The sequence below is a fragment of the Pseudomonas aeruginosa genome (genome assembly GCF_001457615.1).
GTDB classification, from domain to species: domain Bacteria; phylum Pseudomonadota; class Gammaproteobacteria; order Pseudomonadales; family Pseudomonadaceae; genus Pseudomonas; species Pseudomonas aeruginosa.
On the sequence record NZ_LN831024.1, the window covers coordinates 1,645,816 to 1,660,754 of the forward strand.

At 68.9% G+C, this 14,939-nt stretch carries 12 protein-coding genes and 1 pseudogene; 9 read left to right on the forward strand and 4 right to left on the reverse strand.

Features of this window, described 5'->3' with window-relative positions:
* The first annotated feature begins 27 nt into the window (after positions 1-27).
* From AT700_RS07610 to AT700_RS07630, 5 genes are all read left to right on the forward strand, one after another.
* Positions 28-807: a class II aldolase/adducin family protein gene (locus AT700_RS07610; protein WP_003114490.1), complete on the forward strand. Its 780-nt coding sequence runs from the start codon at positions 28-30 to the stop codon at positions 805-807.
* The gene (locus AT700_RS07615) at positions 804-1,700 is read left to right on the forward strand and encodes an alpha/beta fold hydrolase (protein ID WP_003102328.1); all 897 of its coding nucleotides are present in this window, start codon (positions 804-806) and stop codon (positions 1,698-1,700) included. The genes AT700_RS07610 and AT700_RS07615 overlap by 4 nt, the downstream gene beginning before the upstream one ends.
* Before the next feature lie 98 nt (positions 1,701-1,798).
* Positions 1,799-2,092, forward strand: a complete 294-nt coding sequence (locus AT700_RS07620) for a hypothetical protein (protein ID WP_003111018.1) — start codon at positions 1,799-1,801, stop codon at positions 2,090-2,092.
* Between the two features lie 115 nt (positions 2,093-2,207).
* Positions 2,208-3,119, forward strand: coding sequence for an SDR family oxidoreductase (locus tag AT700_RS07625; protein ID WP_003111019.1), 912 nt, complete (start codon positions 2,208-2,210; stop codon positions 3,117-3,119).
* A 116-nt stretch (positions 3,120-3,235) separates the two neighbouring features.
* Positions 3,236-4,006: a crotonase/enoyl-CoA hydratase family protein gene (locus tag AT700_RS07630; RefSeq protein ID WP_003091874.1), complete on the forward strand. Its 771-nt coding sequence runs from the start codon at positions 3,236-3,238 to the stop codon at positions 4,004-4,006.
* Between the two features lie 19 nt (positions 4,007-4,025).
* Here the strand turns inward: AT700_RS07630 and AT700_RS07635 are convergent, their stop codons facing one another.
* From AT700_RS07635 to AT700_RS07645, 3 genes are all read right to left on the reverse strand, one after another.
* On the reverse strand, positions 4,026-4,370 hold the full coding sequence (locus tag AT700_RS07635) for a cupin domain-containing protein (protein WP_003091873.1): 345 nt from the start codon (positions 4,368-4,370) through the stop codon (positions 4,026-4,028).
* Between the two features lie 34 nt (positions 4,371-4,404).
* Entirely contained in the window at positions 4,405-5,811 is a 1,407-nt protein-coding gene (locus tag AT700_RS07640) for an NAD(P)/FAD-dependent oxidoreductase (RefSeq protein ID WP_003102335.1), read from the reverse strand.
* 90 nt (positions 5,812-5,901) lie between these two features.
* On the reverse strand, positions 5,902-6,645 hold the full coding sequence (locus tag AT700_RS07645; RefSeq protein WP_003119583.1) for an AraC family transcriptional regulator: 744 nt from the start codon (positions 6,643-6,645) through the stop codon (positions 5,902-5,904).
* 284 nt (positions 6,646-6,929) lie between these two features.
* Between AT700_RS07645 and AT700_RS07650 the strand changes: the two genes are divergently transcribed.
* The 3 genes and pseudogenes from AT700_RS07650 to AT700_RS07660 all read left to right on the forward strand — a co-directional run bounded on the left by AT700_RS07650 (position 6,930) and on the right by AT700_RS07660 (position 12,746).
* Positions 6,930-8,687, forward strand: coding sequence for a DUF1302 domain-containing protein (locus tag AT700_RS07650; protein WP_003102337.1), 1,758 nt, complete (start codon positions 6,930-6,932; stop codon positions 8,685-8,687).
* 56 nt (positions 8,688-8,743) lie between these two features.
* Entirely contained in the window at positions 8,744-10,114 is a 1,371-nt protein-coding gene (locus tag AT700_RS07655) for a DUF1329 domain-containing protein (RefSeq protein WP_003102338.1), read from the forward strand.
* 149 nt (positions 10,115-10,263) lie between these two features.
* A pseudogene (locus tag AT700_RS07660) lies at positions 10,264-12,746 on the forward strand (LuxR C-terminal-related transcriptional regulator).
* Positions 12,747-12,752: 6 nt separating this feature from the next.
* On the opposite strand, the gene AT700_RS07665 reads toward AT700_RS07660, so the two are convergent.
* Positions 12,753-13,565, reverse strand: coding sequence for a SirB1 family protein (locus tag AT700_RS07665; RefSeq protein WP_009876869.1), 813 nt, complete (start codon positions 13,563-13,565; stop codon positions 12,753-12,755).
* Between the two features lie 245 nt (positions 13,566-13,810).
* Here AT700_RS07665 and AT700_RS07670 point away from each other — a divergent pair, with 245 nt between their 5' ends.
* A complete protein-coding gene (locus AT700_RS07670) occupies positions 13,811-14,836 on the forward strand; it encodes a Leu/Phe/Val dehydrogenase (RefSeq protein WP_003091859.1) in 1,026 nt (341 codons plus the stop codon).
* The last annotated feature ends 103 nt before the right edge of the window (positions 14,837-14,939 follow it).

The window sequence follows — 14,939 nt, forward strand, 5'->3', positions numbered from 1 at the left end:
CCGATAACGACAAAAGAGGATGCCGCCGTGACCGCCGTTCACTCCCTGCCCGCCGATGTGCAAGCCCAGGTCTCCGCCGCCGAATGGCAGACCCGCGTCGATCTCGCTGCCTGCTACCGGCTGGTCGCCCTGCACGGTTGGGACGACCTGATCTTCACCCACATCTCGGCCAAGGTGCCGGGCACCGAGGACTTCCTGATCAACCCGTTCGGCCTGATGTTCCACGAGATCACCGCCTCCAGCCTGGTGAAGGTGGATGCCAGCGGCAAGAAGCTGATGGACAGCCCCTACGAGATCAACCCGGCCGGCTACACCATCCATAGCGCGGTGCACGAGGTCCGCCACGACGTCGAGTGCGTGCTGCACACCCATACCGCCGCGGGGATCGCGGTGTCCTGCCAGAAGCAGGGCCTGTTGCCGCTGTCGCAGCAATCGTTGTTCGTGCTCTCCAGCCTGTCCTACCACGCCTACGAGGGCGTCGCCCTGAACCATGAGGAAAAGGCCCGCCTGCAGGCCGACCTGGGGGCCAGCAATTTCCTGATCCTGCCCAACCACGGCCTGCTCACCTGCGGCGGTTCCATCGCCGATACCTTCCTCATGATGTTCACCCTGCAACGCGCCTGCGAGGTACAGGTGATGGCGCAGAGCGGCGGCGCCGAGCTGATCCACATCCCGGGGCAGATCCTCGCCGGCGCGCGCGACATGATCGCCGGGGTGATGCGCAGCAAGACCGGCATGGGCGGCCAGCTCGCCTGGCCGGCGCTGCTGCGCAAGCTCGACCAGCAGAACCCGGGCTACCGCCAGTGACCGCGGCGCTGCCCGGCATTCCACTGGAGGCCTGGCGGAGGCGGGGCCGCACCCTGGATTTCAAGGGCTTCCCGATCCGCTACTGGGAAGCCGGGCAGGGTCGGCCGTTGCTGCTGATCCACGGTTTTCCCAGCGCCGCCTGGGACTGGCACTACCTCTGGGAGCCGCTGGCGCAGCGCTACCGCGTGCTGGTCTGCGACCTGCTCGGCTTCGGCGATTCGGCCAAGCCGCGCGCCCATCGCTACAGCCTGCTGGAGCAGGCCGACCTGCAACAGGCGCTGCTCGGCCGCCTGGGAATCGACGAGCCGCTGCACGTGCTGGCCCACGACTACGGCGACAGCGTCGCCCAGGAACTGCTCGCCCGCCATCACGAAGGCCGGCTGCGGCTCGCCTCCTGCGTGTTCCTCAATGGTGGGCTGTTCCCGGAAACGCACCGCCCGGTGCTCAGCCAGAAGCTGTTGCTGAGCCCGTTGGGCGGGCTGTTCGGCCGGCTGTTCGACCGCCGCGCCCTGGCGCGCAACTTCGCCAAGGTCTTCGGCCCGCGCAGCCAGCCCGGCGAGACCGAGCTGGATGCCTTCTGGAGCCTGATCGAAAGCAACCAGGGGCAGCGGGTGATGCATCGCCTGATCCGCTACATCGTCGACCGCCGCGAGCAGCGTGAGCGCTGGGTGGCGGCGTTGCAGCACGGCGGGGTGCCGTTGCGGGTGATCGACGGCGCCGTCGACCCGATCTCCGGGGCGCACATGGTCGAGCGCTACCGGCAACTGGTCGCCGATGCCGACTGCGTGCTGCTCGATGGCATCGGCCATTATCCGCAGATCGAAGCGCCGGCGGCGGTGCTCGAACATTACCTGGCGTTTCGCGCCCGACTGGATGATTCAGAGTTTTCTTAAGCGAGTTTGAGATTGCAGCAAGTGCCATCGCGCAAGGATCGGGGCTAGGGTGCTGGCGCCTCGCTGGACGAGGCGTTTCGTCACCCATGGAGGTCTCCATGCACGATCCCGTTTCTCCCTTGCGCGTGTTCGACGAGGGCTCCTGGTTGTTCCGCCAGATGGTGCAGGCGCAACCGTTCATCCGCCAGTCCGGGATGGTCCTCGCCGAACTCGGCCTGCTGCTGGCGCTCGGGCTCGGCTACCTGTGCTGGCAGGAAGGCAGTCGCTGGTACGCCGTCGGCGCCGGCCTCGCGTTGCTCGGCAGCCTGCTGCTGGTGGTGGTCCGGCACAACTACGACTGGTGGCTGTTCAAGCTCGGCCCGCGTGGCCGGCTGTACATTCCGTTCGACTGAAGCGGAACATCCCGCTGCCTTATCGGGCGCCATTCATGGCGGCGCGAAGCCTTGTCCCCGCCGGCGGGCTGGCCGACACTCGGGCAATCCTTCCTACTGCCCTGGAGTCCCGAACATGAGCGATGCCCTGCGTTTCGACGACCAAGTCGTGATCGTCACCGGAGCCGGCGGCGGCCTTGGCCGCGCCCACGCCCTGCTGTTCGCGAAGCATGGCGCCCGGGTGGTGGTCAACGACCTCGGCGGCAGCACCCATGGCGAAGGCGCCAGTGCCTCGGCGGCGGACAAGGTGGTGGCGGAGATCCGTGCCGCCGGCGGCACCGCGGTGGCCAACCACGACTCGGTCACGGACGGCGGCAGGATCGTGGAGAACGCGCTGGATGCCTTCGGTCGCGTCGACGTGGTGGTCAACAATGCCGGCATCCTGCGTGACAAGACCTTCCACAAGATGGAGGACGCCGACTGGGACCTGGTCTACCAGGTGCATGTCGAAGGCGCCTACAAGGTCACTCGCGCCGCCTGGCCGCACTTGCGCGAGCAGGCCTACGGGCGGGTGGTGTTCACCTCCTCGACCTCGGGCATCTACGGCAACTTCGGCCAGAGCAACTACGGCATGGCCAAGCTCGGCCTCTACGGCCTGACCCGCACCCTGGCCCTGGAAGGGCGCAAGAACAATATCCTGGTCAACGCCATCGCCCCCACCGGCGGTACGCGGATGACCGAGGGGCTGATCCCGCCGCAGGTCTTCGAGCAGCTCAAGCCGGAGCTGGTCAGCCCGCTGGTGGTCTACCTCGGCAGTTCGGCCTGCGAGGATACCTCGGGGCTCTATGAGGTCGGCGGTGGCTGGATCGGCAAGGTACGCTGGGAACGCAGCCTGGGCTTCGGCTTCGATCCGAAGGCCGGCTTCGACGCCGAGGACGTGGCCGCGCACTGGCAGCAGATCTGCGACTTCGAGAACGCCGCGCACCCGGCGGACAACGTCGAGGCGCTCCGTGAAATGATGGCCAACCTGCAGAAGCACGCGCTCTGAGACGCCCGGCGGATGCGGCGCGGCTGCGGGAAAAGGACTAAGGTGAAGACCGGCTGACGCCGGTCTTCTGCCATCCGGCCGGTGTCTTTTTTCGCTTTTTCCGCAGGGAGTCTGTCATGAGTGTCATCGTCGAACGCAACGGCCCGGTCACCACCCTGGTCATCGCTCGCCCGGAGCGGCGCAATGCGGTGGACCGGCCGACCGCCCAGGCCCTGGCCGACGCCCTGCGCGAGTTCGAAGCGGACGATACGGCGCGGGTCGCGGTACTCACCGGCAGCGGCGGCAATTTCTGCGCCGGCGCCGACCTGGCGGCGGTGGCCGAGGATGGCGAGCGGCGCAATCGCCTGGAGGCGGAGGGCGACGGACCGATGGGGCCGAGCCGCATGCAGCTCGGCAAGCCGCTGATCGCCGCCATCGAAGGTTATGCGGTGGCCGGCGGGCTGGAGCTGGCGCTGCTCGCCGACCTGCGGGTGATGGCCGAGGACGCTATCTGCGGAGTGTTCTGCCGGCGTTTCGGGGTGCCGCTGATCGATGGCGGCAGCGTGCGCCTGCCACGGATCGTCGGGCAGGGCCGGGCGCTCGACCTGATCCTCACCGGGCGTCCGGTGAAGGCCGACGAAGCGTTGCAGATCGGCCTGGCCAACCGGGTGGTGCCGAGCGGTTCGGCGCGAGCCGAGGCCGAGGAGCTGGCGGCGGAACTCGCCGCCTTCCCGCAGACCTGCATGCTCGCCGATCGCGCCAGCGTATACGCGCAGTGGGAACTGTCCTTCGACGTGGCCCTGGCCAACGAATTCCAGGGCGGGCTGGCGGTGATCGAGAGCGGCGAGACCCTGGAGGGCGCGCAGCGCTTCAAGGACGGCGAGGGGCGCCACGGGCGCTTCGAGTGACGCCGTCGCGCCGCCCGGGCTAGCGGTGGATGATCACGTAGCTCTTGCGCACGGTTTCCTGCACATCCCACACGCCAAGACTGTTCTCCGGCAGCAGCAGGGCATCGCCGGCCTCGATGCGGATGGTCTCGCCGCCGTCCGGGGTGAAGGTGCAGCGGCCTTGCAGGAAGTGGCAGAACTCCTGCTCGACGATCTGCCGCCGCCAGCGTCCGGGGGTGCATTCCCAGATGCCGGTTTCCACCTGGTCGGTGCGCTCCACGGCGTAGGCGCGGGTCTGCGCGACCGGCTCGCCAAGGGGCACCGCGACCGGGCTGGCGGCGCCAAGATCGGCGCCGGCGGTATTTTTCAGAAGGGTCAGGGCCATGCGGTTTTTCCTCTGTGGGAGGTGGAGGGGATTCTCAGCGCATCAGGCTTTCCATGCCGGCCGCGAGGGTTTGCGCCAGGCTGCGGCGCCAGGGCGCGCTGTGCGGGTCGGCAAGGACCCGGTCCTCATGGACGAAACTGCGGATGATCGCGTTGTAGCCGAGCCAGCGGCAGGGTTCCGGTTCCCAGCGGGCCAGGCTGTCCAGCGGACGCTCGCCCAGCACCCAGGGCTGCCGCAGCAGCTCGCTGTCCTCACCGAGGATCAGCGCGGCCAGGGTGCGGCCGCCGAGGTTGCTGGCGCCGACCCCTTCGCCGCCGTAGCCGCCGGAGAGGGCGATGCCACTGGCGCGGTCGAGCAACATGTGCGGGCGGAAGCGCCGGGCCATGCCGAGGTTGCCGCCCCAGGTGTGGCTGATCCTGGCGTCCTTGAGCAGCGGGAAGAGTTCGCCGAACAGGTAGCGACGCAGGCCGACTTCCTCGTCGTCGAGGCTGAAGTCGCTGCGCAGCTTGCCGCCGAAGCGGTAGCCGCCCCGCGCGCCGAAGGCCAGGCGGTCGTCGGCGGTGCGCTGGCCATAGGTGACCTGGCGGCTGAATTCGCTGAAGGCCTGGCCGCGCTCCAGGCCGATCTCCGCCCAGACCGACGACGGCAGCGGCTCGGTGGCCACCAGCAGACTCTGCACCGGCAACTGGTAGTGGCCCAGCGGCGGCAGGCTGGCGGCGTAGCCTTCCACCGCCGGCACGATCCATTCGGCGCGCAGTTCGCCGCGCTCGGTGCGCAGCAGGCCGCGTTGCCAGTGCAGCACCCGGCTCTTCTCGAACAGCCGCACGCCCAGGCGCTCCACCGCGCGGGCCAGGCCGCGCGCGAGCCTGGCCGGCTGGATGGTGGCGCAGTGCGGCGAATGGATCGCCCCGTAGCTGCCGGGGATGCGCAACTGCTGGTCGAGTTCCTGCGGCGTCAGCCAGCGGTAGTCGCTTTCGTCCAGGCCTTCGGCATAGAGATCATGCAGATAGGCGCGCAGGCGGCGTTCCTGTTCCGGGTAGCGCGCCGCGCAGTAGAGCACGCCGCCCTTGCGGTAGTCGCAGTCGATGCCTTCCTCTTGCAGCACCCGCGCGACTTCGTCGGGAATCCCGTGCAGCAGGTCGTAGCCGGCCCGGCGCCGCTCCGGCGGCAAGCCGGCGAGCAGGCCGTCCTCGCCGAGCAGGTTGCCCATCAGCCAGCCGCCGTTGCGCCCCGAGGCGCCGAAGCCGGCGGTTTCTGCCTCGACGATGGCGACGCGCAACTGCGGCGCCCGGCGCTTCAGGTAATAGGCGGTCCAGAGGCCGGTGTAGCCGGCGCCGACGATGGCCACGTCGACCTCGAGGGATTCTTCCAGGGACGGGCGCGCTTCGAGCGGATCGTCCAGTTGATTCATCCACAGGCTGAGGTGGCGCCAGGCCGACATAGAGGGCTCCATAGCGAGAGGGAAGGGGGAATGCGGCAAGAGTAGGAAGATGCCGTGCGCCTGTCGTGCGCGCGGGTCCGCTGGGAAATCTCAGCGGCGCGACGACAGGCGCTTCAGGTATTCGCGCGGAGACTGGCCGGTGTGCTGGCGGAAGCAGCGGTAGAAGGCCGACAGCGAATTGAAGCCGGCGGCGAAGGCCAGTTCGTCGACCCGTCCGGGCAGCTCGCCGGAAAGCTGGCCGAGCAGGTGTTGCAGGCGGGTCTGGTTGACGTACTGGTAGAAGCTCAGGCCGAGCACCTGGTTGAGCAGGTAGGAAATCTGGTTGCGCGTATAGCCGGTGGCATTGGCCACCTGGGTCAGGTCCAGGTCCGGATCGAGATAGGGCTGGGCCTGCTGGAAGTAGTGCTCCAGGTCGCGTGCCAGCAGGCTCAGCTGCTTGGCCGAAAGCCCCAGGCGGCTGGCCGGCGGCCGGCCGTCGCCGCCGGCCTGGGCTCCGCCGCCGCTTTCGTGGACCAGCGAGGCGTATTCGTTGATGCGCCAGATCAGGCCGTCGCGCACGGTGATCGCCTCGCTGGCGCGGAACGAAGCCAGGCGGCCGCTGAGGGTCACCCGCAGGCGGTACTGGATGAAGGCGGTATCGCCGTCGAAGCGGATACGGTCGGTGTGCTCCAGCGACTCGTCGGGGCCCTTGGGCATGGTCGCCTCGACGTACTCGCGGAGATCGGCCAGGCGCATCCGGCGGTTCTGGAAGAAGTCGTTGTATTCGACCTCGGGATGATAGAGCGCCATCACCGCGTCGATGTCGCGGTGCTTCCAGCTGAGGTGATAACGCATGACCGTCTCGCGGGTGGCGTCGGCGAGATCGCGGTCGGCGGGAATGGTCTGTTCGGGCTGCATGCAGCGAAGGATGCCATCGCCGCCGCCGGCGGAACAGTGCCGCGCCGTCATCCATGCACTGGATGACGGCGTATCCATCCTGCATATGGCGTTCGCCGAGGCGCTTTCCAGGGCCCCTGTTCACTCTTTCGGGCGACAGCCGGAATACCTCCTTGGTGCGCTTACCGCCGTTCGGGCCGCTGGGTAGGGTGTAGCCACCTCGACCCTGTCAGGAGAGCCGCATGACAACAACAAAAAGGCGCGGAATCTTCCCTCTGCACGCACTCGCTGCGGCCACAGCCCTGGGTTGCGCCACCCAGGCCTCGGCCGTGTCATTCAACATCGGGGAGATCGAAGGGCAATTCGACTCGTCGCTGTCGGTGGGGGCCAGCTGGTCCATGCGTTCCGCCGACAAGGACTACATCGGCACCCGCAACGGCGGCCACGCCTCGTCGCAGACCTCCGACGACGGCCGGCTCAACTTCAAGAAGGGCGAAACCTTCTCGAAGATCTTCAAGGGCATCCACGATCTCGAACTCAAGTACGGCGACACCGGCGCGTTCTTCCGTGGCAAGTACTGGTACGACTTCGAGCTGAAGGACGAACACCGCCTGCTCTACGACATCGACGACCACAATCGCAAGGAGGGCGCCAAGTCCTCCGGGGCGCAGCTGCTCGATGCCTTCCTCTACCACAACTACAGTATCGGCGACCTGCCCGGCAGCGTGCGGGTCGGCAAGCAGGTGGTGAGCTGGGGCGAGAGCACGTTCATCCAGAATTCGATCAACAGCATCAACCCGATGGACGTCGCCGCGTTCCGCCGGCCCGGCGCGGAGATCAAGGAAGGCCTGATCCCGGTGAACATGCTCTACCTGTCCCAGGGCATCAGCGACGCGCTGACCGTCGAAGGCTTCTACCAGTTGGAGTGGGACCAGACGGTGATCGACAACTGCGGCACCTTCTTCTCCACCACCGACGTGGTCGCCGATGGCTGCGAGCGGATGGTCTATGCCGGCAGCGACTTCGACCCGAACCCGGCCAACGGCTACCGCTATCTGCCGCGCGCCGGCGATCGCGATGCCCGCGACAGCGGCCAGTGGGGCCTGGCCCTGCGTTGGTACGCGGCGGAGCTGAACGACACCGAGTTCGGCCTGTACGCGATGAACTACCACAGTCGCAACCCGTACTACAGTGTGATCGCCGGCAACGGCCTGGCCACCTCCGACCCGGTCACCGGGCGCTCCACCGGCTATTACTTCATCGACTATCCCGAGGACATCCGCCTCTACGGCCTGAGCTTCCAGACCAACATCGGCAGCACCTCGGTGGCCGGCGAGCTGAGCTACCGGCCGAACATGCCGCTACAAATCAACAGCACCGACATGTCGATCGCCGCGATCTACCCGACCACCCTGTTCGGCAACCCGATCTACGACAGCGGCTTCGCCACCCCGCGCGCCGGCGAGGTGATCAACGGCTACGTGCGCAAGCCGGTGACCCAGGCACAGGTGACCGTCACCCAGTTCTTCGACCGGGTACTGGCGGCCGACCGCCTGACCGTGGTCGGCGAAGTCGGCTACAACCACCTCAGCGGGGTCGACGGCGACGACCTGCGCTACGGCCGCGACGCCATCTACGGCATCGGCGAACTGCCGAACAACGCCTTGTGCACCGGCGCGCTCAACGTGGCCAACCCGCAGGAGTGCAACAGCCACGGCTTCTACACCCGCAACTCGTGGGGCTACCGCCTGCGTGGGATCCTCGAATATCCCAACGTGTTCGCCGGGGTCAACCTGAAGCCGAACCTGGCCTGGTCGCACGACGTCGAGGGCTACGGGCCGAACTTCAGCGAGGGCGCCAAGGCCGTCAGCGTCGGCCTCGATGCCGACTACCAGAACACCTATACCGCCAGCATCAGCTACACCGACTTCTTCGGCGGCAACTACAACCCGATCAACGACCGCGACTTCCTCGCGGTGAGCTTCGGGGTGAACTTCTGAGGTCCGCCGCCCCTCGGGGCGGCCGCTTTCGCGGATACGAACAAGGATAACGACGCATGAAAACAGCACGACTCCTGTCCTCCGGGGCGCTGGCCCTCAGCCTGCTGGCCGGTTCGGTGACGGCGGCGGTTTCGCCCGACGAGGCCGCCAAGCTCGGCAGCAGCCTGACCCCCATCGGCGCGCAGAAGGAAGGCAACGCCGACGGCAGCATCCCGGCCTGGACCGGCGGCCTCGCGGCCAGCGCCGGCAAGGTCGATGGCAAGGGCTTCCTTTCCGATCCCTTTGCCGACGAGAAGCCGCTGTTCACCATCACCGCGCAGAACGTCGAGCAATACAAGGACAAGCTCTCCGACGGCCAGTTGGCGATGTTCAAGCGCTACCCGGAAACCTACCGGATCCCGGTGTACAAGACCCATCGCACGGTGGCCCTGCCGGCCGAGATCGACGAGGCGGTCAAGCAGAGCGCGCTGAACGTGCAGCCGATCAACGACGGCAACGGCCTGTCGAATTTCGAGAAGAGCCGCTACTACGCCTTCCCGATCCCGAAGAACGGTGTCGAAGTGCTCTGGAACCACATCACCCGCTACCGCGGCGGCAACCTCAAGCGCACCATCGTCCAGGCCACCCCGCAGACCAACGGCAGCTTCACGCCGATCCGCTTCGAGGAGTCGGTGGCATTCCCGCAGAACATGCCCGACCTCGACCAGAGCAAGGCGGCCAACATCCTCACCTTCTTCAAGCAGCAGGTGACCGCGCCGGCGCGCCTGGCGGGCAACGTGCTGCTGGTCCACGAGACCCTCGACCAGGTCAAGGAGCCGCGCCTGGCCTGGGTCTACAACGCCGGCCAGCGCCGCGTGCGGCGCGCCCCGCAGGTGGCCTACGATGGCCCGGGCACCGCCGCCGACGGCCTGCGCACCTCGGATAACTTCGACATGTTCTCCGGCGCCCCGGACCGCTACGACTGGAAGCTGGTCGGCAAGCGCGAGATGTACATCCCCTACAACGCCTACAAGCTCAACGACCCGACCCTGAAGTACGGCGATATCATCAAGGCCGGGCACATCAACCAGGACCTGACCCGCTACGAGCTGCACCGGGTGTGGGAAGTGGTCGGCACGGTGAAGCCGGGCGAGCGGCACATCTACGCCAAGCGCCACATGTACATCGACGAGGACAGCTGGCAGATCGCCCTGGTCGACCACTACGACGGTCGCGGCCAGCTCTGGCGGGTCGGCGAGGGCCACGCGCAGTACCACTACGACCAGAAGGTCGCCGGCTACACCCTGGAGGCGCTCTACGACGTGATAGCCGGTCGCTACCTGGCGCTGGGCATGAACAACGAGGAGAAGCGCGGCTACGAGTTCGGCTTCAAGGCCTCGTCCGCCGACTACACGCCGGCCGCCCTGCGCAACGCCGGGGTACGCTGAGTCCCGGCCAGTCGCGACGAGCGCGTCGGCTTGTGCCGACGCGCTCGTGCGTTATGACGGCCCATCACCCGGCGCAATCATCGTTCAGCAGCGGGGCAGGCGCGGTCTAGGCTCCCGGCAAGGCGCTTCGACAGAACAAGAGCACTGCCATGACCGAGCCGACCGAGCTGCCCGCCGCCTTGCCGCGGCTGCCGCCGCAGCACCTGCCGCGGCCCGTTTGCACCAGCCGCTGCTGCGCGGCGAATGCCGCCTGCGACTGCTCTGCGCGCCCGCCGGCAGCGGCAAGACCGTCCTCCTCGGAGAATGCGCGCGGCGGGCGCCGCCTGGCGTGCAGGTGGTCTGGCTGGCGCTGGGCGGGGAAGCGCTGGACCCCGCGACCTTCCGCCGCCGCCTGGCCGGCGCCCTCGGCTTGCCCGAGGACAGCGACGAAGCACAACTGTGCCGGCGGCTGCGCAACGCATCCGCGCTGTGGCTGCTGCTCGACGATTACCCACGGCACCCCGACCCCGCCCTCGACGCCTGCCTCGATCGCCTGTTGAGCGCGGCCTCGCCACGGGTGGGCTGGTGGCTGGCGAGCCGGCGGCGGCCGCAGTGCAACCTGGCGCGGTTGCTGCTGGAAGGGGAGTTGCTGGAGGTCGACGGCGGCCTGCTGGCGTTCGATGCCGACGAGGTCGCCGAACTGCTCCGCCTGCACGGGCGCAGCGCCGATGCCGCTACGGCCGGGGCACTGCTGGAACGCAGCGGCGGTTGGTGCGCCGCGTTGCGCTTGCGCCTGCTGGTCGGCGAAGAGACGGCCGGACCGTTGTTGCAGGAATACCTCCAGCACGAGTTGCTCGACGAGCTGCCGCCGCCGCTGGCCGACGCCGCGCGTGCCCTGGCCTGGCTGCCGCAAGTCGGTCCGGAGCTGTTCCGCCGGCTGTTCGAGGAGCTGCCCCACGGGCTGGACGACCTGTTGGCGCGGGGCTTCCCCCTGCTGGCCGATACGAACCAGCGCTACAGCCTGCCGCCGGCGATCCGCGAGGCCTGGCGCGAAGCGCCGCAGCGCCCGCAGCGGGACTTCCACCGGGAAGCCTGCGAATGGTTCGCCGAACACGGCGAGACCCGCGAGGCGGTCGACCAGGCGCTGGCCGCCGACGAACCGGAAACCGCCGCCGGATTGTTGCAGAAGCTCACCGAGGAGCAATTGCTGCACGGCCACAACATCGGCATGGTCCTGGCCCTGCGCGACGAACTGCCGGCGGCGCTGCTGGCCAGCACGCCGCGCCTGGTGATCCTGAATGCCTGGACGCTGCTCTACGCCGGACGCCTGGCCGAAGCCGAGGACTGCATCGGCCAGTTGGCGCGCTTCCTGCCGATGCCCTCGGCGTCCCGCCAGCGGGTGCTGCTGGCGCAATGGCAGGGCTTGTTCGGGATCCTCCTGCACTGCCGCGGCGAGCGCGGCGCCGCCGACTACCTGCGCGAGGCGCTGGAGCAACTGCCGGAGGACGCCTGGTCGCAGGGACTGATCTGCCGCTCGGCGCTGATGCAACTGGCGATGATCGAGGGGCGGATGGACCAGGCGCGGTTGATCGGCCGCGATGCCTTGCGCCTGGCGCGCGAGCACGACAGCCTGATCTTCGAGGCGCTGATCGAACTGGAGCGGGCGCAGTGGCTGGAGCAGCGCGGCGAACTGCTGCGCGCGGAAGGCGTCCTCGATCGCGCCCAGCGCTACCTGGAGGACCTCGGCCAGCAGGGCAGCCCGATGCTCGGCCGGATCGCCCTGCGCCGCGCGCGCCTGTGCCTGCAGCAGGGCCGCGAGGTCGAGGCCGGGCACTGGTATCGGCTGGGGCTGGAGCAGGCACGGGAGAATCTCGATCCCTGGGCGCTCTACGGCTACCTGGGACTGGCCTTGCTGGAGGCCGGGCAGGGCGACCTGGACGCGGCGTTCAACCGCCTGCTGGAGGTCGAGCGGCTGATGCAGCAGCGCCATGTCCCCGATCCGCTGTATCGCGGCGCGCTGCTGCTGGTCAGCTCCGCCCTGACCCTGCAGCAGGGAAGGCCGGCGCAGGCGCGGGAGATCCTGCTGCGGGTCCGCGCCTACTTCCAGCCGGGACGGGCGCGCCTGTCGCCGCCCTCCGAACCGGAACTGGAAGCGCGGGTAGAGCACCAATTGGCACTGGCCGAACTCTACAGCGGCGAGGCAGCCGCCGCCGAAGCGCGGCTGCGCGGGCTGCTCGCCATTCTCGAGGCGCAGGGGCGGCAGACGCTGCTTTGCGAAGTGCGCATGGGTATCGCCGAGTGCCAGTTCCTCTCCGGACAATTGCCCCAGGCCCAGCAGACCCTGCGCAGCGGCCTGGAGCTGGCGGAGCGGCTGGGCCTGCAACTGCCGCAGCGGCGACTGCGGGATCGCCAGCCGCAACTGTTCGCCGCCCTGCCGGGGGAAGAAGAGGAGGGGCTCAGTCCGCTCAGTTGTCGGGAGCTGGCGGTGCTCGGCCTGATCGCCCAGGGCTGCTCCAACCAGGAGATCGGCGAGCAACTGTTCATTTCCCTGCACACGGTGAAGACCCACGCCCGGCGGATCAACGGCAAGCTCGGGGTGGCCCGTCGGACCCAGGCGGTGGCGAGGGCCAAGGCCCTCGGCCTGCTCGCCTGAGCGGCCTCAGTGCAGGGCGCGGCTGGTCGGCGGGGCGAGTTCGCCCAGGCGCTGGCCGAGGCGCAGTTGCTCGGTGGGATCGTCGCTGAGCAAGAGCGCGCGTTCCAGGTCGTAGCGTTCCGCCTGCGGGCAATCCAGTTGCCGATAGAGGCCGGCGCGGGCCTCGTGGTCGGCGGCGCCCACCGGGCCGAGTTCGATCACCCGCTGGGCATCCTTCAGCGCGGCCAGCGGCTCGCCGGCGGCGCTGTGCAGTTGTCGCAGGTTGCGCGACAGACGCTGGAGGATTTCCCCGGGAGAGGCCTGCTTCAGGTAGGCGGCCTGCAGCTCGCTCTTCGGCCCCTGCAGGCGCAGCAGCAGTTCGCGGCAGTCGGTGGGATAGAGGCGCCGTCCGGTGGCCGGGTCGAGCAGATGGTCGGCCTGCGGCACGCGCAGCAGGAAGCGTCCCGGGAAGTTCACTCCGACCAGCGGAATGTCCAGCCGCCGCGCCAGTTCCATGGCCACCAGCGCCAGCGACAACGGCTGTCCCTGGCGCCGCTGCAGCACCAGCGGAAGCAGGGCCGAGCGCGGTTGCAGGGGGAAGTCGTCGTCCTCGCAGAAACCCTGTTCGCTCATTCGCCGCAGCAACCCCTGGGCGCGCTCGCTGGCCGAGGCGCGGTCGTCCAGGCTGGCGCCGATCTGCCGGACGAGTTCGTCGAGCTCGCGCAGGGCGTGGGCGGGCGAATACGCCGGGAGGTGCTCCGCGGCGATCCACAGGGCCGCCTCGAACAGCGCTGGCGGTTCCTGGGCGAGACAATCGAGGCAGGCTTGACGCGGGTCCATGGCTTTCCTCCTGGTGCGCCTGGATCGCTGCGGACGGGCCGTTCGGAGCACGCCGGGGCCGGTTTCGAGCGGGCGGACCCCAAGGTTGTAACCGTCCGCCGAAGCTTCGTCCAGTACCCGGCACGGCGAGCGCCGCGGCCTGGTCGTCGGCCTTGCGGGCGTTTCGCCGACGCCTGCCTATACTGAAGGTGCCGGGCGGCAACGGCCCGGCCCGGACAACAAGCAGCAAGCAGGGGAGCCCCAGCATGTTCGACATGATGGACGCGGCCCGGCTCGAGGGTCTCCACCTCGCCCAAGACCCGGCCACGGGACTCAAGGCCATTATCGCCATCCACAGCACGCGACTCGGCCCGGCACTGGGTGGTTGTCGCTACCTGCCTTACCCCAACGACGAAGCCGCCATCGGCGACGCCATCCGCCTGGCCCAGGGCATGAGCTACAAGGCGGCCCTGGCCGGGCTGGAGCAGGGCGGCGGCAAGGCGGTGATCATCCGCCCGCCGCACCTGGACAATCGCGGCGCGCTGTTCGAGGCCTTCGGGCGCTTCATCGAAAGCCTCGGCGGACGCTACATCACTGCGGTGGACAGCGGTACCTCCAGCGCCGACATGGACTGCATCGCCCAGCAGACCCGCCACGTCACCAGCACCACCCAGGCCGGCGACCCCTCGCCGCATACCGCCCTCGGCGTGTTCGCCGGGATTCGCGCCAGCGCCCAGGCGCGCCTCGGCAGCGACGACCTGGAAGGCCTGCGGGTCGCGGTGCAGGGGCTCGGCCACGTCGGCTACGCATTGGCCGAGCAACTGGCGGCGGTCGGCGCCGAGCTGCTGGTCTGCGACCTCGATCCCGGCCGGGTGCAACTGGCCGTCGAGCAGCTCGGCGCCCATCCGCTGGCGCCGGAGGCATTGCTTTCCACCCCATGCGACATCCTCGCGCCCTGCGGGCTGGGCGGCGTGCTCACCAGCCAGAGCGTCAGCCAGTTGCGCTGCGCGGCGGTGGCCGGGGCGGCGAACAACCAGTTGGAGCGGCCGGAGGTCGCCGACGAGCTGGAGGCGCGCGGCATCCTCTATGCGCCGGACTACGTGATCAACTCCGGCGGCCTGATCTACGTCGCCCTCAAGCACCGCGGCGCCGATCCGCACAGCATCACCGCGCACCTGGCGCGGATTCCCGCGCGGCTCACCGAGATCTATGCCCATGCCCAGGCCGACCACCAGTCGCCGGCGCGGATCGCCGACCGTCTGGCGGAACGGATTCTCTACGGCCCGCAGTGACGGGCCGGCGTTTCCGGCGAGGCCGCCAGCGGGCCTCGCCAGCGGCAGTGCGGGCCACCCCGCGGTGCCGCGCGTGCACGCCGCCACCCGCGGCGCGACCCTG